This is a genomic window from Nocardia sp. NPDC059764, assembly GCF_042732555.1.
Lineage (GTDB): Bacteria > Actinomycetota > Actinomycetes > Mycobacteriales > Mycobacteriaceae > Nocardia.
In genome coordinates this window covers 1-20,537 of record NZ_JBHWHH010000133.1, presented here as the reverse complement: position 1 = coordinate 20,537, position 20,537 = coordinate 1, and the positions used below count along the sequence as shown (strand labels likewise).

Sequence of the window (20,537 nt, the reverse complement as noted above, 5' to 3'; positions counted from 1 at the left end):
CGGGCCGTCGCGACCGGCCGCGGGGTGCGGACCGAGGGCGTGGTCCGGGTCGGCTGGTCCGGTCCGTGGTGCGGGAACCTGATGGTTCCGGGCCGCATTCCTGTCTCGCTCAGGAGGCGGGGTGCACCCGCTGCCAGTGCTCGGCGATATCGATGCGCCGGGCCAGCCACACCTTGTCGTGCGACCGCACGTAATCCACGAAGCGCTCCAACGCCTTCGCTCGCGCGGGCTTGCCCGCGATGCGGCAGTGCAGGCCGATCGAGAGCATCTTCGGCGCGCCCGCCTCGCCCTCGGCGTAGAGCACGTCGAAGGCGTCCTTCAGGTAGGTGAAGAACTCCTCGCCGTTGGCGAATCCGGCGGGGGAGGAGAACCGCATGTCGTTGGTTTCGAGGGTGTACGGCAGCACCAGGTGGTCCCGGTCGCCGACCTTCACCCAGTAGGGCAGGTCGTCGGCGTAGGAGTCGGAGTCGTAGACGAATCCGCCGTGCTCCACCACCAGTTCGCGGGTCCGCGGCGAGTCGCGCCCGGTGTACCAGCCCTTGGGCGCCTCACCGAAGAGCTTGGTGATGATCCGCACCGCCTCTTCCAGGTGCGCGCGCTCGGTCTCGACGTCCACGCTCTGGTAGGAGAGCCAGCGCAGGCCGTGCGAGCAGATGTCGTAGCCGAGCCGCTTGAACGCCGCGACCGCCTCCGGATTGCGTTCCAGCGCCCGCGCCACCCCGAAGATGGTCAACGGCACGCCGCGGCTCTCGAACAGCCGCAGCACCCGCCACAGCCCGGCCCGCGAGCCGTACTCGTAGATCGTCTCCATCGACATGTGCCGGTCCGGGAACGACGCCGCCGGAACGATATCCGACAGGAACGTCTCCGAGCCCTCGTCGCCGTCGAGCACATTGTTCTCGCCGCCCTCCTCGTAGTTGAGGACGAAGTTGACCGCGATGTTCGCATCGCCCGGCCACTGCGGATGCGGCGGGTGGGGGCCGTAGCCGACCATGTCCCGCGGGTAGTTCAGGTCGAAATCGCTCATGCGCGTTCATTGTCCAGCCCGGCACGCAATCGTGCGCGGGCTTCGTCGGTGAGCGTGCCGTAGAGCCGCAGCCGGGCCAGGCCGCCGTCGGGGTAGGCGTCCAGGCGGACCGACACCACCGGGTCGGCGGCGTCGATCAGGAAGCGGTGGCGGGTGTCGGGCTGCAGGCGGGTGCGCGGCAGCAGTTCGACCTCGGTGCCGTCGGCGCGAATGCCGGTCAGCGAGCCCGCGCCCGGGCTGTTGAACAGGAAGTACGAGGTGTCGATCTCGGCGGCGGTGATGACGCCTTCCTCGGCGAGCCGCACCAGCATCCAGTCGTTGGTGTTCTTGTCGCGGCGGCGCGCGGTCTCCCAGCCGTCGCCCATGCTGCGGGCACAGCCGGGCATGAGCACGTTCTGCGGGTGCGAGTAGAAGCGGTTCGAGCAGTCGGCGACCAGGCCGCCGTTCTCGATCGCGGCCAGGTCGAACGGGCCCGCCTCGAGCCAGGCCGGATCCGGCTCGGCGACGCCGTGCACGCGCAGGCGGGCGATGCCGCCGTCGGGGTACATGCGCAGACGCACATGGGTGAAGCGCTGCGCGGAATCCACGGCGAACGGGTTCTCCGAGTCGCCGTCGACCTTGGCGCGGTCCACCAGGGTGGTCCAGCCCTGCGCGGCGACCAGCTCGTCGACCGACGGATGGCCCGGCACCGCGATGGCTTCCACCGACACCTCGGGCGGGTAGTTGCCCTTGAACCACGCGGTGTCCACCACGACGCCCTTGATCACGCCGGGCACGCCCAGGCGGATGATCGCGGTGTGGCAGGCGTCGATCGGCGGGTGGCCGCCGTCCGCGCCGCGCTGGCGCAGCGTCTCCCAGCCGTCGTAGACCTGGCCCTTGTGGCCGAAGGTGGCGGGAGAGTAGGTGGCCGCCTCGGGCCGGATCAGGTTCTCTCGCTCGGCGAAGGACTCGTCGTCGGCCCACAGCACGGCACCGCCCAGGGTGCGCACGGCCAGGTCGGGAAGCAGCGTGAAATCAGCGTCGCTCATAGCGCCGGGATCTTCCTTTCTCGCAATTGATGCAAAACCTCGACAGAGGCTTTCGGGGCGATCGCGATCACGTCGGCGGGATCGAAAGCGCCGCACTCCAGTCCGCGCAGCACCACTGTCGCCAGTGCCTGCGCGGTGGCCGGTTCGTCCATCACCGCGCCGCCCTGGCGGTCCAGGTAGCGGCCGATGCGCGGGGCGGCGATGCCCAGGCCCTCGCGGAAGAACGCGAAGGTGGCCAGCCAGCGGGTGACCAGGTGGCCCGCGCCCATGTCCCAGCCCTGGTAGTAGCCGCGCTCGAGGGACCGTCCGACCAGGCGGAAGTGCCGCGACACGGCCGCGCGCACCTCGGCGTCGGTGCCGATGGGCAGTACCTGGGTGGAGCCGTCGCACACCCACACGCCGGTGGTGGCCGCGGCGGCCTGCATGACCGCCTTGGCGTGGTCGGCGACCGGGTGCTCCAGTGATTGGAACTTGGGTGCGATTCCGCAGGCGGCGCTGTAATCGTAAGTGCCGTAGTGCAATCCGGTGCAGCGTCCGGCCGAGCGCTGGATCAACTGGACGACCGGGGAGGTGCCGTCGGCGGCGATGATGGCCTGCGGGCTCTCGATCTGCAGCTCGAACTTCAGCGATCCGGCGGCCAGGCCGTGCGCGGATTCGACGGCCTCGCACAGGTCCACGGTGATGTCGGCCTGCTCCACGTGGCGGATCTTGGGGACGGTGAACACGAAGCCCTCGGGCACCCCGCCCGCGCCCTCGAGGACCTTCTCCAGGGTGCGCACGGCGCGCGCCCACTCCAGGGAGGTCAGGCCCTTCATGCGGATGCCACGCGAGGCGACCTCGGGGGCAAGGGCTTTCAGCACCGCGCCGGCGTGCAAGGCGTCGCGGTCCTCGACGTCGTCGCCGCGGGTGCCGTAGCCGTCCTCGAAATCGAAACGCAGGTCCTGGATGGGCCGCTCGCGAAGAACCGTGAAGACCCGCTCGGTGACGTCGGCGCCGGCCAGCTCGACCAGCAGGTCGCGCTGGGCCTCGGCGAGTTCGATGGCGGCAGCGCCCCACTGGGCGGGCAGATCGATCGAGGCGTCCGCGCCGGAGGCGTACGCGGTGTGCACCGGCTGTCCGGGGCGATCACCCGGATAGCGCCGCAGCAGCTCCGAATCCACGTCCCGCAAACGGGATTCGATCCCGTTCAATGTCTCCGGTGGCACCCTCACGCACGGGCCTCCTTCTCCTCGATGCCGAAATCGGCGAGCAATCCCACATACCGCTTCGGCAGTGGGGCCGCGAATTCCCCGCGGCCGGACTTACGCAGCTTCATGGTGACCAGCGACTGCACGGTCAGGGTGGCGGCGGCGACGCCGTCGATGACGGGCACGCCGACCTCGTCGGTCAGGTACTCGCACAGGTCCGCCATGCCCGCGCAGCCGAGCACGACCGCGTCGGAGTCGTCGGCGGCCACGGCGTCGCGGCAGGCGTCGGCGATGACCTTGCGCGCCTTGGGGTCCTCGAGTTCGAGCACCGGGATCTCACAGGCGTGCACGTTCGCGCAGAACCGTTCCATCCCATAGCGCTCGGCCAGATCCCAGGCCCGGCCCGCGGTGCGGCCCAGCGTGGTGACCACGCTGAACTTGCGCCCGAGATGGCTGGCGTACTGCATGGCGGCCTCGGCGATGCCGATCACCGGGCCGCGCGCGAGCTCGCGGGCGGCGTCCAGGCCCGGATCGCCGAAGCAGGCGATGATGTAGCCGTCCACGCCCTCGGCCTCGCCGCGCGCGATCTCGGCCAGCAGGCCCGGTACGGCCAGCGCCTCGTCGTAGTGGCTCTCGATGGAGGCCGGGCCCATGGTCGGGTTCACGCCCTCGACGATGGTGCCGGGCGCGGCCACCAGCTTGGCGCTGGCCTCGATCAGGCTGGTCATGGCCGCGGTGGTGTTGGGATTGATGACTCGAATGCGCATGGATCTCACCGGTTCTCGAAGGACGGGACGTGGCGGGAGGCGTCGATCTTCAAAGGTCCGCGCAACGCCAGCACGCGGTAGGCGACCAGGGCCAGGGCGCAGCCGATGAACCAGCTGTATTGGGCGGCGGTGTACATGCCGGGCACGTCGCCGGCGGTCAGCACCGGGATCACCGCGGCGGTCGCGCCGAGCGCGGTGGCCGCGATGGCGGCCGGGTTGTAGCCCTTGCGGTACCAGTAGGTGCCCTGTTCGGACATGGTGAACAGCTCGTCGACGAACACCCGCTGGCGGCGCACCAGGTAGTAGTCGGCGATGAGCACGCCGAACAGCGGTCCGATGAACGCGCCCAGCACCTCGAGGGTGTAGTGGATGACGTCGGGGTTGTTGTACAGGTTCCAGGGGGTGATCAGCACCGACCCGACCGCGGCGATCATGCCGCCGGTGCGCCAGCTGATCTTCTGCGGGTTCACGTTCGAGAAGTCGAAGGCGGGGGAGATGAAGTTCGCGACGATATTGATGCCGATGGTCGCGACGGCGAAGGTCAGCGCGCCCAGCACGATCGCGAAGGTGTTGTCGATGCGCGCCACCGTGGCGACCGGATCGGTGATGAGCTCGCCGTACACCGGAATGGTCAGCGAGGCGGTCACCACGACCAGCAGCGAGAACACCAGGAAGTTGACCGGCAGGCCCAGGAAGTTGCCCTTCTTCACCGCCGCGAAACTGCGTCCGTAGCGGGAGAAGTCACCGAAGTTCAGCATCGGGCCCGAGAAGTACGACACCACCAGCGCGATCGCGCCCAACATGACCGGCACCGCCGACCAGCCGGTGTGAGTGGCCGCCTTGCCCATGTTCAGGTCGATGCCGTGCCAGCCCGCCTTGTAGATCAGGTAGCCGCACAGCACGAACATGACCACGTAGACCGCGGGACCGCAGAAGTCGATGAACTTGCGGATGGATTCCATGCCGCGCCAGAACACCGCGGCCTGCAGCACCCACAGGATCAGGTAGGAGGCCCAGCCCAGCGCGGACAGGCCCAGGAAGCCGTGGTCGGCCTCGACCGCGTAGGGAGCCAGACTCGGAAAGAGCTTGATCAGCACCACATCCAGGGCCGCCGAGGCCAGGAAGGTCTGAATGCCGTACCAGGCCACGGCGATCAGGCCGCGGATGATGGCAGGCACGTTCGCGCCGAGCACGCCGAAGGCGCTGCGACAGATGACCGGATACGGGACGCCGGTGGCCTGGCTGGGCTTGGCGACGAGGTTGCAGAGCCCGTACACGATGGTGATGCCGACGACCAGGGCGACGAGGACCTGCCAGCTGTGCAGCCCGAGCGCGAACAGCGAGCCCGCGGTGACGTACCCGCCGACGCTGTGCACGTCCGACATCCAGAACGCGAAGATGTTGTACGTGCCCCAGGTCTGCTTCTTCAGCGGTGCCAGGTCCTCGTTGACCAGACGGGGGTCGTACTCCGGCGTCAGCGGTATCGGGGCGAGCGAACTCCCGGCCGCCGGCGCAACGGTATCGGGCATTTCGCACATCCCATCGTGTCGTGGTGTCCCGTTGATTGAGACGAGTGTGCGAAGGCTATCCAACAGGCATTGCCCGATTATTGCCTGAACAATATATGTTCCGTAACCCCTGGTTCAGGGCCTATATATCTTCTTCACCTGCTGGTTCGGCGAAAAGTCCGGTGTCCTTCGGGAGATGCGCGAGCACACCGTTCAATCGTGCATGATGCCCCTCGGTCGCCGCCAGCAATGCTTCAGCATCTCGTGCCAGGAAGGCCTGCAACTGCTTGGAGTGATCGGCGTGCAGCACCACGCGGTCCATGGTCGTCACGTGCACCATGGGCTGCACGGGCTCGGTGATGTTCCAGGCGTATTCCAGCATGTGCACCACCCGCGGCATGCCCGAGGGACGCACCAGGGCCAGATGGAAATTGCGGGTCTCGCGGTGATAGGCCACCGCGTTCTCGGTGAGCACCGCCTGCTCGAGCCGCGCGTGGATCTCGCGGGCCAGCTGGTGGTCGGCCTCGGTCGCGTTGTGCACCGCCGCGGCCAGCGCCGCCGACTCCAGGCGCTCGCGCACCACGTACAGCTCGCGCAACTCGTCGGTGGTCAGCAGGGTCACCTGGTACCCGAAGTTGGGCCGATGCTCGACCAGGCCCTCGCCGATCAGCGTCTGCAGCGACTCGCGCACCGGAATCGCGCTCACCTCGAAGGAGCGGGCCAGCTCGCCCAGCGGCAGGCCGGTGCCCGGAGGCAGGTTGCCCTCCAGGATCAGGCGACGCATCTCGCCGAGGATCTCCTGCTGGGAGTAGCCGCGACGGATGTCCAGCGGCGGGTTGAGCTGGGGCAAACGAGGTAGGCGGGGGCGAGAAGGCACGCCCCAACCCTAGACCGTCACCGCAAGCTCGCCGGTGTGGGTCAGATCTCGTCGGCGTCGTAGCCCAGTGCCTTGAGCGAAAGCCGGTGCAGCGTTTCCCGTTCCGCCGGGGACAGGCGGGCGAGCAGCACATCGGTCGCCGCGGCGATCCGCGCGTCGGTCTCGACGCGCACCCGATTCCCGGCGGCGGTGATAGCCAAACGGTATTTCCGACGGTCCTCGGGATCGCGATTGCGGGTGACCAGTCCGGCCTTCTCGAGGCTGTCGATCAGCCGCACCACCTCGCTGCGGTCGATCTCGAGCACATTGGCCATCTCCTGCTGGGACGGTTCGGCGCGCTCGGCGAGATAGGTGAGCACCCAGTGCTCGCGCAGCGGCGTCCCGAGTTCGGCGTGCATCGCCTTGTGCAGCTTGCCCAGGGCGTAGGTCGGGTGGCGCAGCAGTCCGGCGGGGTGGATGTCGCCGGGGGTGGCGGAGGGTTCGTCGGTCACCCGCTGATTCTATCTATTGTTGAGGCGCTCAATGATTGATACTGTCTGCAATTGAGTTGCTCATCAACAATTGAAGGAGGGGTCCGATGACGCAAACGCGTTCGGACACCAGGACATCCATCGCCGCCACCCCCGCCGACCCCGACACGATCCCCGCGTACGTCTGGCGCACCGCCGGCGTGGTGGTGTTCGGCGCGGTCATGGGGATGCTCGACACCTCGCTGGTCAATATCGGGCTGCGCACCATCGGCGCGGACCTCGGCGCGTCGCTGGCCACGATCCAATGGGTCGCCAGCGGATACCTGCTGGCCCTGGGGGTTTCACTCACCGTCTGCGGCTGGCTCGCCCGGCGCGTCGGCGTCACCCGGCTCTGGCTCTGGGCATTGATCGCCTTCACCCTCACCTCGACCGCGTGCGCCTTCGCGCCCGACGCGGGCTGGCTGATCGGGCTGCGCATCCTGCAGGGCCTCGCCGCCGGGCTGATGATCCCCGCCGGGCAGACCATCCTGGGTCAGGCCGCCGGGCCGCAGCGCATGGGCCGGGTCATGGGCGTGGTCGGCATCGCCGTCGTGGGCGCACCCGCCATCGGGCCGACCATCGGCGGGCTCATGCTGGCGCACTGGACCTGGGAGTGGTTGTTCCTCATCAATATTCCGTTCGGCCTGGCCGGCCTGGCGCTGGGCCTGCGCTACCTGCCGGGCAGCAGCCCGACGGCCACGCAGCCGCTGGACGTGCTCGGGCTGGTGCTCGCGGGCGGCGGCGTGTCGGCGGTGGTCTACGGACTGTCCGAGGTCGGCGTGACGGGGTCGGTGACCTCGCTGTCGGTGTGGCTGCCGGTACTGCTCGGCCTGGCCGGGCTGGCCGGATTCCTGGTGCGCGCGCTGCGGAACACGCTGCCGCTGCTGGACATCCGGCTGTTCGGCAACCGCGGCTTCAGCGCGGCCACCACCGCCGGGTTCTTCGCCGGCGGAGCGATGTTCGGCGTGATGGTGTTGCTGCCGTTGTACTTCCAGGAACTGCACGGCACCGGTCTGGTCCGCACCGGTGTGAGCCTGCTCGGCTTCGGGCTGGGCGGGGTCATCATGCTGCCCCTGGGCGGCCGGCTGACCGACCGCTTCGGCGGCGGCAGCGTCGCCGTGCTCGGTAACCTCGCCGTGGCCGCCACCGTGCTGCCGCTGGCCTTCCTGCCGGTCGATGCCAACGGATTCCTCGTCCAATCACTGCTGTTCGCGGCGGGATTGGCGACCGCGGTGGGCGCGATGCCGCTGGTGTCGGCGGCCTACGCCGCGGTCCGGCGCGAGCAGCTGCCCGACGCCACGGCGCTGGTGAACATCATGCAGCGGGTCGGCGGCGCGGTCGGCGTCGCCCTGGTGGCCGTGATCCTCTCCCGCGCAACGGCTTCCGGATGGGCGCCGGTGTCCGGCTACCACCTCGCCTTCGCCGGGCTCGCCGCCCTCTCGGTGGTGGCGGCGGTCGCCTCGACGGTCCTGCGCCGTCAGCAGCGGGTCACCGCCTAGACACGACCGTCAACTGAGCGCGGTCAGGACGACGCCCAGGCGAGGAGTTTGTCCACCGGCCAGGTGTTGATGATCCGGTCGGCGGGCACGCCGTTGTCGAGGGCGCGTTGCGCGCCGTAGCCGAGGAAGTCGAGCTGGCCGGGGGCGTGGGCGTCGGTGTCGATGGCGAAGTGGCAGCCCAATTCGAGGGCCTGTTTCAGCAGCCGCGTCGGCGGGTCGCGGCGTTCGGGGCGGGAGTTGATCTCGACCGCGACCCCGTGATCGCGGCAGGCCGAGAAGACCTGTGCGGCATCGAAACTCGACTCCGGCCGGGTGCCGCGATTGCCTTCGACCAGGCGGCCGGTGCAGTGGCCGAGCACGGTGGCGCGGCCGCCGGACACCGCGCGCACCATGCGGCGGGTCATGGCGGCGGCGTCCATCTTCAGCTTGGAATGGACGCTGGCGACCACGATGTCGAGGCGATCGAGCAGGTCGGGATCCTGATCGAGGCTGCCGTCGTCGAGGATGTCGACTTCGATGCCGGTCAGGATGACCATGGGGGAGAAGCGGTCCCGCAGTTCGTCGATCACGTCGAGCTGCTGCCGCAAGCGGTCCGGGGAGAGGCCGTTGGCGACCGTCAGCCGCGGGGAATGATCGGTCAGCGCGCAGTATTCGTGGCCCAGGGCCCGCGCGGTGGCCATCATCTCCACAATCGACGCCGACCCGTCGGACCAGTTCGAGTGCACGTGCAGGTCGCCCTTGAGCGCGGCCCGCAGCTCGCCGTCGCCGAGATCCTTGGCCGCGGTGCGCAATTGGACCAGGGTGTCCGGCTCGCGACCGGCCCAGGCCTGCGCGATCACCGCCGCAGTCTTCGGCCCGACCCCGGCCAGCGACTGCCAGTCCCCGGTGCGGCCCAGCCGCTCCCGCTGCTCGTCGTCGAGGGCCTCGACGATGTCGGCGGCATTGCGGTAGGCCATCACCCGCCGCGAATCCTCGCGGGCCCGGTCCTTGAAGAACGCGATCATGCGGAGCGCGACGACAGGATCCATGCCTATCAGTGTGCCCGCCGCGCGACCGCCCGGTGTGTACTCGGCGCGCCCGCGCTCACACCGCCCGCAGCGTCCGCCGCAGCAGGACCGCCGATCCGCCCGCCACGATCACGCCGCCGACGATCAGGAATCCCGTGGTCGAATCGCGCAGGGAGCGTTGCTCATCGAATGTCCGCACCACCGCGCGGCCCTTGTTGGTGTCGTGGCACACCTGGCCGCGCTCCATCGTGCGACCGTCGCATTCCACGGGCAGGAACAGCCGGATCACCCCGGCGAGCAACAGGGCCAGCCCCACCGCGATCCCGATGGTGTGGGCGATCTTCATCAGGACTCCGCAAGCGTCGAGGGTGTCGTGGCCAGGCGCATCCAGGTGCCGTGGAGCCACTGCTCATAACCGTCCGGATCCAGGCCGAGGGTGCTGACCATGAGGTTATAGGTGTCGGCCTGGGCGAGCGGGCCGACGATTCCGATGATCCAGTCGACATCGGCCTCGGGATGCAGCAGTCCGTCGGCGCGCATGCGCTGCCACAGCTCGGCGACGTGCTGCTGGGTGGCGGCGCGGGCGGCCTCGGCGATGACCGGTTCGCTGGCCTCGGCGGCGACGACCGAGCTCGCCACCGGAGCCCTGCGCCCGGGCACCGACACCCAGGCCCTGCTCGCCCTCCTCCTGCTGTGCCGCAACTGGCCCTGGCCCCGCACGTCCAGGGCCTCGACCCGCTGCTCGGCCTCGCCGAGGGCGACGCCAACCACGCCGTCGCCACCGCCGGCGCCTGGTCCACGTCGTGGTCGACCCCTATCGCGGCCAGGGATCGTAGGCTCGGACCGTGCCCACGCTGCTGATCGTCCACCACACCCCGTCGCCGTTCATGCAGGAGATGTTCGAGGCGGTGCTGGCGGGCGCGACCGATCCGGAGATCGAGGGCGTCGAGGTGATCCGCCGCCCGGCCCTGGGCGTCACCGCCAGCGATGTGCTCGCCGCCGACGGCTATCTGCTCGGCACCCCGGCCAATCTCGGTTACATGAGCGGAGCGCTCAAGCACGCCTTCGACACCTTCTACTACCCGTGTCTGGATTCGACGAAGGGCCGGCCCTACGGGCTCTACATCCACGGCAATCAGGGCACCGAGGGCGCGGAACGCAGTGTCGAGAGCGCGACCACCGGGCTGGGGTGGGAGAAAGCGGCCGCGCCGGTGATCATTTCGGGCAAGCCGGAGAAGGCTGATATCGAGCGCTGCTGGGAGCTGGGCGCGACCGTCGCGGCCCGATTGATGGAGTGAGTCCGGGGTGCCCCCGAATTCTGGTGTCTGACACATTCGGGGGCGGTGCGGTCATACTCGAGGGGGCGTTCTCCGGGAACGCCCACTGGGAGTGTGGGAAGAGGTGACGGCCGCCGTGGAGGCGCAAGAGTCGGGGACACGCCGTATCGGGCTGGTCGAGGATCATGAATCGGTGGTGCTGGGGTTGTCGGCCATGCTGGCCCCGGAAACCGATCTGGAATTGGTGATCACCGCGGGAACCGTCGCGGAACTGCTGGCCGCCGGGCCGGAACTGGATCTGGTGGTGCTGGATCTGCGGCTCGCCGACGGCTCCTCGCCCGATGACAATGTGCGCGCGCTGCGCGACCGCGGGATCGAGGTACTGGTGTTCACCGGGGCGGACAATCCGTTCCTGGTGCGATCGGCCGCGCGGGCGGGCGTGCTGGGTGTGGTGCGCAAGTCCGAGGACGCGGCGACCGTGGTCGCCGCGGTGCGCCGGGCCGCCCACGGTGAGCAGGTGGTCACCACCGACTGGGCCGCCGCCATCGACGGCGACCCGCAATTGCAGGACGTCGGGTTGAGCCCGCGTCAGCAGCAGGTGCTGCAGCTGTACGCCTCGGGGGAGAAGGCGTCGCGGGTGGCCCGCATGGCCGGGCTGTCCGAGCAGACCGTCAACGACTATCTGGGCCGCATCCGGCAGAAGTACGCCGACGCCGGACGTCCGGCCCCGACCAAGACCGACCTCTACAAGCGGGCCGTCGAGGACGGGTGGCTGCCCGTGCCGGAGCGGAGTCCGCGGGCATGACCGCCACGAGCGCCCTCGACTCGACGGCCGCTCCCCGGTCCATGCCCTCGCTCGCGGCGCTCGCCCGGCGGGTGCGTGCCCGCCTGAAGGCGACCGAGGATCCGGCCACCGCCGCCTACGACCGCATCATGCGGCGGCTCGGCATCTCCATCGGCATCGCCGGCGCCATCATCGGCGGCGGCGAACTGCCGGAGGTCGCCGAACAGGGCCGCTACGCCTCGGTGTGGTGGTCGGTGGCGACGATGGCGCTCGTCTTCGGCTGGTATCCGATCATCGGCGTGGTGTCCGCGGTGGCGGGGACCAAGGCCATCAAGTTCGTGTGTGGTTGCGCCGCGGTCAGTTTCCTCGGCGCGCTCGCCGCCATCCCGCTCGGTTTCGACCCGCACACCGTCGATGCCACCAATATCTGGCCGTACCGGGTGACCGCGCTCGCGGTGAGCGCGGGCGTGCTGGCCTGGTCGGGCCGGACCACGCTGATCTATCTGCTGGCCGCGTCCGCGTCGGCAGCGCTGGCCACCGTGTACACGGTCGGCGAGGTGACGCCGCAGCACATCATCGAGAACTTCCTGCGCTCAGCCGGATTGGCCGCCCTGTTCCTGTGGTGCGGCACCGCCGCCGTCGGGGCCGCCGCCCGCGTCGACCGCGAATCCGCCATCGCCAGCCGCCGCGCCGCCGCCCAGGCCGCCGCGCAGGCGCGCGACCGGGAACGCTCGCGCTTCGCCGCGCTCATCCACGACGCCGTGCTCTCGACGCTGCTGGAGGCCTCGCGGGCCGGCGCCGAATCCGCTGTGGTGCGGCGGCAGGCCGAACGCACCCTCGAACAGCTCGACGAATACCGTGGCGCGGAACGCGATCCGGACCTCCTTGATGCCCGCTCGGCGCTGCTGTTCCTGCGCGCCGCGGTGCAGGAGATCAATCCGAGCATCCGTTTCGCCACCCGCACCTGGTCCGGCTTCGACGACCTGCGCATGCCGGTGCATTCGGCCAGCACCATCGCCGCGGCGCTCACCGAGGCCGTCAAGAACAGCCTCCGCCACGCGGCCGTCCCGGGCCGCGAGGTGCGGCGCGCGGTGACAGCCACCGTCAGCGCGGGCAGCATCCGAATCGTGTTCAGCGACAATGGGGCCGGATTCGACCTGGCCGCGGTCTCCGCCGATCGGCTCGGCATCTCCATGAGCATCCTGGGCCGCATGCGCCAGCTGGCGGGCGGCTCGGCGTTCGTGGAATCCTCGCCCGGCGAGGGCACCACCGTGACATTGGTGTGGGGTGGCGATGGCTCCCGCTGACGGCATCGACCTGGATCCCCGTTTCGGGCTGCGCGACCTGCTCGGCCTGCGGGGTAGCACCGCGTGGTGGTTCCTGCTCATCCTGGAAGCCGTCATCGCGCTGTACATGGCCCGCAATTTCGGGCAGGCCCCGCTGTGGGCGGCGCTGGCCGCGCTGGTCCTGATGCTCAGTGCGGGCGCGCTGGTCACCGCGATCCCGGTCGACCCGCTGCCGATTCCGGTCGCCCTGTACGGGGCCGCCGCGCCGCCGATCGCGACCGCGCTGACCGTCATGACCCCGGTGCGGGATCTGCCGCACGAGTCGGTGTGGTCGGCGTTCGCCTCGTCCTACGTACTCGGAGTCCTGGTGCTGCGCGGCCGGATTCGCACCGCGTGGGCGGGCGTCATCGCCGTGGCCGCGGTCCTGGTCACCCTCGGCTTGGGCAGTTCGCACCTGGATCCCGGCACCCTGATCGGTTCCATGGTCCCGGTCGGCACCATCACCGCGATCTCGGTCTTCACCGCCGTCATGCGCCCGATGCAGCGCTCCCTGCGCATCCTGCGCGAGGACGCCCTCATGCGCGCCACCGCCGAGGCCACCATGGCCGCCGCCGACAGCGAACGCACCCGCCAACTGGCCCGCCTGGACCGCGTGGCCCGCCCGATCCTCGAGCGCATCGCCGACGGCGCCCAACTCACCGCCGCCGAACGCGAGGAATGCCGCCTGCTCGAAGCCGAACTCCGCGACGGTCTCCGCGCCCCCCAACTGGTCACCGACGAACTCAGCGGCGCCGCCCGCGGCGCCCGCGGCCGCGGCGTCGAAGTGATCCTCCTCGACGACGGCGGTTTCGCCGGAGTCCCCGAATGGGTCCGCCGCCGTGTGATCGACGCCGCCACCAAGGAATTGGACGCGACCAACGCTGGCCGAGTAACCATCCGAGTCCTCCCCCTGGGCCGCCCGGTCCTGGCCACCGTCCTCGCCACCGCGCCAACCCAGGACCGCCGCACCGAAATCGACCAGGACGGCCGGGTCACCACCATGACCGACTAGTCCGTCCCGCGCCGCCGACTGTCGACATTCCCGGTCAAGGTCGCCAGCAGCCCCGGCAGCTCCGCCACGGTCCGCTCCGACAACCCGGCCACCGTCTCCTCGGCCAGATCCCGCCACACCCGCTTCACCTCCTCCGCCAGCTGCCGCCCACTCTCGGTGAGTTCGACGACACTGGCCCGCTTGTCATTCGGCGCCGGCGCTCGCCGAATATGGCCGGACGCTTCGAGCTTCTTCGTCATCAACGTGACACTCGGCGGCTCACACCCGAGTGCCCCACTCAACTGCGCCTGAATCATCGGCCCACTCCGAGCGAGCTCCAGCAGCAACGCCTCCTGCCCGGTATGCAGCCCGAGTGGAGCCAACAGTGTTGCGGCCCTTGCCCGGTGGCGCAGGGTCAGCAGGCGAATGGCCTGGTTGATGGCATCGGCTTGCTCGAAGTCCACGGGTCTCCTTGACGGGATAGTTATCCGCATAACATTATGCGAATAACTAATCCTAGCAATCCTGGAGTCGCCATGCTCGTGAAGGTCGCTGTCATCTACTACAGCGCGACAGGAACCGTGCACGCCCTCGCGAAGGCCGTCGCCGCGGGAGCCGCGGCGAGTGGCGCCGAGGTGCGACTGCGCCGCGTCGCCGAACTCGCCCCCGACAGCGCGATCGATCAGAACCCGCTGTGGCGCAAGCACGCCGACGCGGCGCGATCGGTTCCGGAGGCCTCACTCGAGGATCTGGCGTGGGCGGACGCGCTCGCGTTCGGGACGCCGACGCGGTTCGGCGCACCGGCCGCGCAGCTCAAGCAGTTCATCGACCAGACCGGCGGCTTGTGGCGCGAGGGCGCGCTGGCCGACAAACCGGTCACGGCCTTCACCTCGGCGTTCAACCGGCACGGCGGTAGTGAGGCGACGATTCTGTCCCTGGCCAACGTGTTCTATCACTGGGGTGCGCTCATCGTGCCGCCCGGATTCACCGATCCGGCTGTCTCGGCGGCGGGCGGAAATCCGTACGGCACTTCGTATGTCACCGGCCCGGACGGCGGCGGTCCGGACGAGGCCGCGCTGGCGGCCGCCGCCTATCAGGGGGTGCGATTGGCCCGGATCGCCGCTCGGCTGCACACCGGTGTCCTGGTGGGTCGGGAATGAACGCCATCGCGGGCACAAGTGCCGAGACTTCGAGGGGTGGAACGCATTCCGGGTGGGTGCGGCTAATCCTGGCGCTGGTCTGCGCGTGTCAGTTCATGGTCATCCTGGACTCGTCCATCGTGAATGTCGCGCTGCCCTCGGTGCAGCGGGATCTCGGATTCAGTGCCACGGGCGTGGCCTGGGTGGTCAACGGCTATCTGCTCGCCTTCGCCGGGTTCATGCTGCTGGGCGGTCGTGCGGCGGACCTGTTCGGGCAGCGGCGGATGCTGATCATCGGGCTGGCGGTGTTCTCCGCGGCGAGTCTGATCGGCGGTCTCGCGACCACCTCGGAGCTGCTGGTGGCGGCTCGGTTCGCGCAGGGAGTCGGTGCCGCGCTGCTGGCGCCCGCGACGCTGGCGGTGATCAATACCGAATTCAGCGAGACCCGTGCGCGGGCACGGGCATTCGGGGCGTGGTCGGCGGCGGGCGGGATCGGTGGAATGGCCGGTGCGCTGGCGGGCGGGGCCATCACCACCGGGCTGTCGTGGCGGTGGGTGTTCCTTATCAATGTGCCGATCGGTGCGGCCCTGGCCGGACTGGCCCTGCTGTCGCTGGGCGGGGGACGCCGTGCGGACCGCGAATCACTGGACCTCGTCGGCGCGGTCACCGGGACCGCCGCGCTCGCCGCCCTGATCTTCGGCGTCATGAGCAGTGGTGATCACGGCTGGCTGTCGGGTCGGGTCGCCGGTCCGATCGGCCTGGGCGTGCTGTCGCTGATCGTCTTCGTCACGGTGGAGGCGCGGTTCGCCGCCCGGCCGCTGGTGCCGCTGCGATTGTTCCGGGTTCGGCCGGTGGCCGTCGGCAACACCTTGCTGCTGTTGTTCGGCGCGATCAGCATCGCCATGTGGTATTTCACCTCGCTGCTCCTCCAGAACGTGCTGGGCTACAGCGCCTTACGGACCGGGCTCGGGCAGACTCCCGCCGCGGTGACGTTCCTGGTGTTCGCGCGAGTGTCCGCCACCCTGCTCCCGCGAACCGGCGCTCGCCCGCAGATCCTGGCCGGAAGCGCTTGCCTCCTCGCCGGATTCGCCTGGCTGACCCGGGTCGGCGCCGACAGCGGCTATCTGCTCGGCGTCCTCGGCCCGACACTGCTCATCGCCGTCGGCATCGGCCTGACGTTCCCGACTCTGATGGCCGTGGCCACCTCGGACGCGCCGGACGGTGATGCGGGGATCGTCGGCGGTCTGGCGGGCACCGCCAATCAGGTCGGCGGGTCGGTCGGTTTGGCGGTCTTCGCGACGATCGCGGGCTCGGTCGCGGCGTACGACCGGGTGTTCGTCGTAGCAGCTGGAATCGCGGTGGTGATCGCGCTGATTGCCGCCGCACTCATGAAAGCAACTGAATCGGAAAGGGTTTCCTGAATGTCCTCGAGAGCCTCCGTCATCGGAGTACTGATCTCAACCGTCGGCTCGACCCTGTTGCTCGAGGGCTGCAACGACACGACAGTCATCGACCGGCCGTCGCCGAGCGTCACCGTCACCACGGAGAACGCGACCGTCAGCGCGGCGACTCCGAGTGTCGCGGCCCCGGTCAACCCCGATGTCGATACCGCCTCGAAGGCTCCGACCCCGATTCCGGAGCCGACCTCACCGGCCCTCTGGAACCCGTGCGGCCTGTCGGACTCCGCGATCTCGGCCGCGGGCCTGAACGCCGCCTCCAAGACCGAGCTCGACAACCTGGGCGTGCCCGACTCGCGAAGCTGCCGGTGGCAGGACAACGCGCGAACGGTGGAGCTGATCATCGTGTCGAGCCACGACACGCTGGCGGTCCTCCAGGCCGACGGTAAATACGTGCAGTTCACCCCGGTGACGCTGGGTGGCAGACAGGCCGTCGAGTACCGCGCGGCCCAGGACACCCATCATCTGGGCTGTTATGTCACCACCTTCACCGGCGACGGCAGCGTCGCCTTCGTCGCCAAGACCCTGCGGGTGCAGCAGGACGGCTTCGACTCGTGCGCCGATGCGCGCACGTTCGGCACGGCGTTGGCGAGCCAGTTGCCCTGACGGGATCAGGACTCGTCCCAGCGGCCGCCCTTGCGCATCTGATCGCGTAGAGCGGACTGGACGGTGGAGGACAGCCAGGAGTTGAGGGATACGCCGCTCTGGGCGGCGGCTTCCTCGGCGCGGGATTTGAGCTGTTCGACCAGGCGGAGGGTGACGCGGCTGATGTCGCCGGTGACCTCCTCGAAGGTGGGGTGCTCGTCGGTGGCTGCGGTCTTACGCACATCGACGTGGGCGTCGGTACCGTCGACGGAGACGTGGACGGTCCGGTCGGGGAGGGTGGCGCTCACCTCGGCGGCCAGCTCCGAGAGAGCGGACAGCAGGATCAGGCGGGCGGAGTTCTCGGTGGCGGCGGCCAGGGCGGCGGCGGTGGCCTGGGTCTTCTCGTCGCCGAGGGCCGCGGCGGCGATGAGGTTCTCGCGGAGTTGGGCGGTGTACTTGTTCAGATCCATGACACCAGTGTGACGTCATTGATGGCGTCATTCAAGGAAACTTCTGACGCCAGAAGCGGGCGTTCGAGTCGAATCGCCAACCTGCCGGGCACGGTTCGGGTATAACGATGCAAAACCCGTTCCAGCGACGCTGTAGCCTTCTGACTATGACGAACGGTGAATCGACGCGAACCGAGCTGCGCGCGTCCGGCACAGTAGGTGTCGCGATGGTGACCCCCTTTACCGCCGAAGGCAAGCTCGACGTCGATGCCGGTGTCGCGCTGGCCGCCCGTCTGATCGACGGCGGCGTCGATCTGCTCGCGATCTCCGGAACCACCGGCGAGTCGCCCACCACCACCGAGTCCGAGAAGTTCGATCTGCTGCACGCCGTCGTGGACGCCGTCGGTGATCGCGCCACCGTCATCGCGGGCGCCGGCACCTACGACACCGCGCACAGCATCGAGCTCGCCCGCAACGCCCAGCGTGCGGGCGCTCACGGTTTGCTGGTCGTCACCCCGTACTACTCGCGTCCCAGCCAGGACGGGCTGTTCGCGCACTTCTCCGCCGTCGCGGACGCGACCGATCTGCCGGTCACCCTCTACGACATTCCGCCGCGCTCGGTGGTCCCCATCGCGACCGACACCATTCGCCGTCTCGCCGAGCACCCGAACATCGTCGCCGTCAAGGACGCCAAGGGCGATCTGGGCGCGGGCGCGGAGCTGATCGCCGAGACCGGGCTGGCCTTCTACTCCGGCGACGACGTGCTCAACCTGCCGTGGCTCTCGATCGGCGCGACCGGATTCATCAGTGTCATAGGTCATCTCGTGCCGGACCGTCTGCGCGCCCTGATCGACGCCTACCAGGCCGGGGACATCGTCCGGGCCCGCGAGATCAATGTCAGCATGGCCCCGCTGAACCGCGCTATGTCGCGCCTGGGCGGTGTCGCCATGACGAAGGGCGCGCTGCGCCTGCTCGGAATCGAGACCGGAGAACCACGCTTGCCACAACTCATGCCGAACGGCGATCAGCTCGACGAGCTCGCCGTGGACCTGCGTGCCGCGGGGGTGATTGCGTGACCAGCCCCGCTCGCCGCCCCCGTCGTAGTGCCAGCCGCGCCGCCGGCGCCCCGGCGCCCGCTCCCGCGCAGCCCGCTGCCGCCGAGCAGCCCGCTGCTGCGCCCGAAACCGTGAGTTCGGCTGCCGCGCAGCCGGAACCGGCGCAGGCCGCCCCGGCTCGCGCGGAAGCCGAGCCCGCCCGCGAGCGCCCGGCCCGCGGCCGCTCCTCGGACCGCGGCAAGGCCGCCCAGTCCAGACCGGCCGACGAGGCCCCCCGTTCCCGGCAGGACGAATCCCGTTCGCGTCAGGACGATTCCCGCAACCGTGGCGACCGCAGCCGCCGCGGCGGCGGTGGCCGTTCCCGGCAGGGCGGCCGCGATCAGGCTCCGGCCCCGCGCGATCCGCACGCCATGGGCACCCCGCCGAAGGCCCCCAAGGGCGGCCTGCGGGTGTTCGCGCTCGGCGGTATCGGCGAGATCGGCCGCAACATGACCGTTTTCGAGTACGACGGCAAGCTGCTGATCGTCGACTGCGGTGTGTTGTTCCCCGAGGACCAGCAGCCCGGCGTCGACCTGATCCTGCCCGACTTCGGTCCCATCGAGGACCGCATGGACGACATCGCCGCGGTGATCCTGACCCACGGTCACGAGGACCACATCGGCGCGGTGCCGTTCCTGCTGCGCCTGCGCCGCGACATCCCGGTGATCGGCGCCAAGTTCACCCTCGCGCTGGTGGCGGCCAAGTGCCGTGAACATCGCTTGCAGCCCAACCTGATCGAGGTCACCGAGGGCGAGCGCACCCAGCACGGCGCGTTCGACTGCGAGTACTTCGCGGTCAACCACTCGATCCCGGACGCCATCGCGGTCGCGATCCGCACCCCCGCGGGCATCGCGCTGCACACCGGCGACATCAAGCTGGATCAGCTGCCGCTCGACGGCCGCCTCACCGACCTGGCCGGTTTCTCCCGCCTGGGTGACGAGGGCGTGGACCTGTTCCTGGTCGACTCCACCAATGCCGAGGTGCCGGGCTTCGTGACGCCCGAGCGCGAGATCGGCCCGGTGCTCGACAGCGTGATCGGCAAGGCCAAGGGTCGGGTCATCGTGGCCTCCTTCGCCTCTCACGTGCACCGCATCCAGCAGGTGGTGGACGTGGCGCAGCGCTATGACCGCCGGGTCTGCTTCGTGGGCCGGTCCATGGTCCGCAATATGCAGATCGCGCAGGATTTGGGCTACCTGGAGATCCCGGACAACCTGGTGGTGGATCTGGATCAGGCCGCCAACCTGCCGGTGCACAAGCTGGTGCTGATCTCGACCGGTTCGCAGGGTGAGCCGCTGTCGGCGCTGTCGCGTATGGCGCGTGGCGACCACCGCCAGATCAACATCCGCCCCGACGATCTGGTGGTGCTGGCCTCCTCGCTGATCCCGGGTAACGAGAACGCGGTGTTCACGGTGGTGAACGGCCTGGCCCGGCTGGGCGCGACGGTCGTCACCCAGCAGAACGCGAAAGTCCATGTCTCCGGCCATGCTTCGGCGGGCGAGCTGCTGTACCTGTACAACGCGGTCCGTCCGACCAATGCCATGCCCGTGCACGGCGAGTGGCGGCATCTGCGCGCCAACGGCGCTCTCGCGGTGGCGACCGGCGTCCCCGAGGAGCGGGTCATCCTGGCCGAGAACGGCGTGGTGGTCGACCTGGTCGACGGCATCGCCACGATCTCCGGCCGCGTCCCGGTCGGCCAGGTCTACGTCGACGGCCTCTCGGTCGGCGATGTCGGCGAGTCGACACTCTCGGACCGCCTGGTCCTGGGTGAGGGTGGCTTCATCTCCATCAATGTCGCCGTCGACTCCGCCACCGGCAAGGCCGTCAGCACCCCCGAGGTCAGCGGTCGCGGCTTCTCCGACGACCCCGAGGCCCTCTCCGGCGCCCAGGAACTCGTCGAGAGCGAATTGCACCGCCTGGCCGTCGAGGGCGTCACCGACACCCACCGCACCCGGGACCACCGCACCCGGGGACGCGTCCGAGGCCGCAGCGCCCAAGACCGCAGCGCCCAAGACCGCAGCGCCCAAGGA

At 69.6% G+C, this 20,537-nt stretch carries 22 protein-coding genes; 10 read left to right on the top strand and 12 right to left on the bottom strand.

What is annotated here, in order from left to right:
- Nucleotides 1-109: 109 nt before the first annotated feature.
- The 7 genes from puuE to ACFV4K_RS25370 form a co-directional block, all read right to left on the bottom strand.
- A complete protein-coding gene (puuE, locus tag ACFV4K_RS25400) occupies nt 110-1,027 on the bottom strand; it encodes an allantoinase PuuE (RefSeq protein WP_379096147.1) in 918 nt (305 codons plus the stop codon).
- A complete protein-coding gene (alc, locus tag ACFV4K_RS25395) occupies nt 1,024-2,055 on the bottom strand; it encodes an allantoicase (protein WP_379278230.1) in 1,032 nt (343 codons plus the stop codon). The genes puuE and alc overlap by 4 nt, the downstream gene beginning before the upstream one ends.
- Complete coding sequence (locus ACFV4K_RS25390; RefSeq protein ID WP_379278228.1) at nt 2,052-3,266, bottom strand: DUF6986 family protein; 1,215 nt, start codon at nt 3,264-3,266, stop codon at nt 2,052-2,054. Before ACFV4K_RS25390 ends, alc begins: the two co-directional genes overlap by 4 nt.
- Nucleotides 3,263-4,009 (bottom strand): aspartate/glutamate racemase family protein, encoded by a 747-nt coding sequence (locus ACFV4K_RS25385; RefSeq protein ID WP_379278227.1) that lies wholly within the window; start codon nt 4,007-4,009, stop codon nt 3,263-3,265. The genes ACFV4K_RS25390 and ACFV4K_RS25385 overlap by 4 nt, the downstream gene beginning before the upstream one ends.
- A gap of 5 nt (nt 4,010-4,014) precedes the next feature.
- Complete coding sequence (locus ACFV4K_RS25380) at nt 4,015-5,538, bottom strand: NCS1 family nucleobase:cation symporter-1 (protein WP_379278225.1); 1,524 nt, start codon at nt 5,536-5,538, stop codon at nt 4,015-4,017.
- A gap of 121 nt (nt 5,539-5,659) precedes the next feature.
- Complete coding sequence (locus ACFV4K_RS25375; protein ID WP_379278224.1) at nt 5,660-6,367, bottom strand: GntR family transcriptional regulator; 708 nt, start codon at nt 6,365-6,367, stop codon at nt 5,660-5,662.
- A gap of 68 nt (nt 6,368-6,435) precedes the next feature.
- Nucleotides 6,436-6,885: a MarR family winged helix-turn-helix transcriptional regulator gene (locus ACFV4K_RS25370; RefSeq protein ID WP_379278222.1), complete on the bottom strand. Its 450-nt coding sequence runs from the start codon at nt 6,883-6,885 to the stop codon at nt 6,436-6,438.
- An 86-nt stretch (nt 6,886-6,971) separates the two neighbouring features.
- On the opposite strand from ACFV4K_RS25370, the gene ACFV4K_RS25365 reads away from it, so the two are divergent.
- Complete coding sequence (locus tag ACFV4K_RS25365) at nt 6,972-8,402, top strand: DHA2 family efflux MFS transporter permease subunit (protein ID WP_379278221.1); 1,431 nt, start codon at nt 6,972-6,974, stop codon at nt 8,400-8,402.
- 23 nt (nt 8,403-8,425) lie between these two features.
- On the opposite strand, the gene ACFV4K_RS25360 is transcribed toward ACFV4K_RS25365, so the two are convergent.
- The 3 genes from ACFV4K_RS25360 to ACFV4K_RS25350 are packed head-to-tail and all read right to left on the bottom strand — an operon-like array spanning nt 8,426 to nt 10,180.
- Entirely contained in the window at nt 8,426-9,430 is a 1,005-nt protein-coding gene (locus ACFV4K_RS25360) for a PHP domain-containing protein (RefSeq protein ID WP_379278220.1), read from the bottom strand.
- 55 nt (nt 9,431-9,485) lie between these two features.
- Nucleotides 9,486-9,755, bottom strand: coding sequence for a hypothetical protein (locus ACFV4K_RS25355; protein ID WP_379278218.1), 270 nt, complete (start codon nt 9,753-9,755; stop codon nt 9,486-9,488).
- Nucleotides 9,755-10,180 (bottom strand): hypothetical protein, encoded by a 426-nt coding sequence (locus tag ACFV4K_RS25350; RefSeq protein WP_379278217.1) that lies wholly within the window; start codon nt 10,178-10,180, stop codon nt 9,755-9,757. The genes ACFV4K_RS25355 and ACFV4K_RS25350 overlap by 1 nt, the downstream gene beginning before the upstream one ends.
- A 74-nt stretch (nt 10,181-10,254) precedes the next feature.
- Here ACFV4K_RS25350 and ACFV4K_RS25345 point away from each other — a divergent pair, with 74 nt between their 5' ends.
- From ACFV4K_RS25345 to ACFV4K_RS25330, 4 genes are all read left to right on the top strand, one after another.
- Nucleotides 10,255-10,707, top strand: a complete 453-nt coding sequence (locus ACFV4K_RS25345; protein ID WP_379278215.1) for a flavodoxin family protein — start codon at nt 10,255-10,257, stop codon at nt 10,705-10,707.
- Nucleotides 10,708-10,822: 115 nt separating this feature from the next.
- The gene (locus ACFV4K_RS25340; protein WP_379278213.1) at nt 10,823-11,491 is read left to right on the top strand and encodes a LuxR C-terminal-related transcriptional regulator; all 669 of its coding nucleotides are present in this window, start codon (nt 10,823-10,825) and stop codon (nt 11,489-11,491) included.
- Complete coding sequence (locus ACFV4K_RS25335; protein WP_379278211.1) at nt 11,488-12,777, top strand: sensor histidine kinase; 1,290 nt, start codon at nt 11,488-11,490, stop codon at nt 12,775-12,777. Before ACFV4K_RS25340 ends, ACFV4K_RS25335 begins: the two co-directional genes overlap by 4 nt.
- A complete protein-coding gene (locus tag ACFV4K_RS25330; RefSeq protein WP_379278209.1) occupies nt 12,764-13,807 on the top strand; it encodes a hypothetical protein in 1,044 nt (347 codons plus the stop codon). Before ACFV4K_RS25335 ends, ACFV4K_RS25330 begins: the two co-directional genes overlap by 14 nt.
- Here ACFV4K_RS25330 and ACFV4K_RS25325 read toward each other — a convergent pair.
- The gene (locus ACFV4K_RS25325; RefSeq protein WP_379278208.1) at nt 13,804-14,250 is read right to left on the bottom strand and encodes a MarR family winged helix-turn-helix transcriptional regulator; all 447 of its coding nucleotides are present in this window, start codon (nt 14,248-14,250) and stop codon (nt 13,804-13,806) included. The genes ACFV4K_RS25330 and ACFV4K_RS25325 overlap by 4 nt on opposite strands.
- Nucleotides 14,251-14,322: 72 nt before the next feature.
- Between ACFV4K_RS25325 and wrbA the strand changes: the two genes are divergently transcribed.
- Genes wrbA through ACFV4K_RS25310 form a run of 3 tightly spaced genes read left to right on the top strand, consistent with a single transcriptional unit; the run spans nt 14,323 to nt 16,988 of the window.
- Nucleotides 14,323-14,946 (top strand): NAD(P)H:quinone oxidoreductase, encoded by a 624-nt coding sequence (gene wrbA, locus ACFV4K_RS25320; protein ID WP_379278207.1) that lies wholly within the window; start codon nt 14,323-14,325, stop codon nt 14,944-14,946.
- A gap of 56 nt (nt 14,947-15,002) precedes the next feature.
- Nucleotides 15,003-16,346 (top strand): MFS transporter, encoded by a 1,344-nt coding sequence (locus ACFV4K_RS25315; protein WP_379278205.1) that lies wholly within the window; start codon nt 15,003-15,005, stop codon nt 16,344-16,346.
- Nucleotides 16,347-16,988 (top strand): DUF3558 domain-containing protein, encoded by a 642-nt coding sequence (locus tag ACFV4K_RS25310; RefSeq protein WP_379278204.1) that lies wholly within the window; start codon nt 16,347-16,349, stop codon nt 16,986-16,988. It begins immediately after the preceding gene.
- A 5-nt stretch (nt 16,989-16,993) separates the two neighbouring features.
- Here ACFV4K_RS25310 and ACFV4K_RS25305 read toward each other — a convergent pair whose 3' ends face one another.
- The gene (locus tag ACFV4K_RS25305) at nt 16,994-17,437 is read right to left on the bottom strand and encodes a toxin-antitoxin system HicB family antitoxin (RefSeq protein ID WP_357280999.1); all 444 of its coding nucleotides are present in this window, start codon (nt 17,435-17,437) and stop codon (nt 16,994-16,996) included.
- A 146-nt stretch (nt 17,438-17,583) separates the two neighbouring features.
- Here ACFV4K_RS25305 and dapA point away from each other — a divergent pair, with 146 nt between their 5' ends.
- Nucleotides 17,584-18,492, top strand: a complete 909-nt coding sequence (gene dapA / locus ACFV4K_RS25300; protein ID WP_379278202.1) for a 4-hydroxy-tetrahydrodipicolinate synthase — start codon at nt 17,584-17,586, stop codon at nt 18,490-18,492.
- Nucleotides 18,489-20,537: ribonuclease J (locus ACFV4K_RS25295; protein WP_379278201.1), on the top strand; the 2,049-nt coding region annotated here is incomplete at its 3' end. The genes dapA and ACFV4K_RS25295, both read left to right, overlap by 4 nt.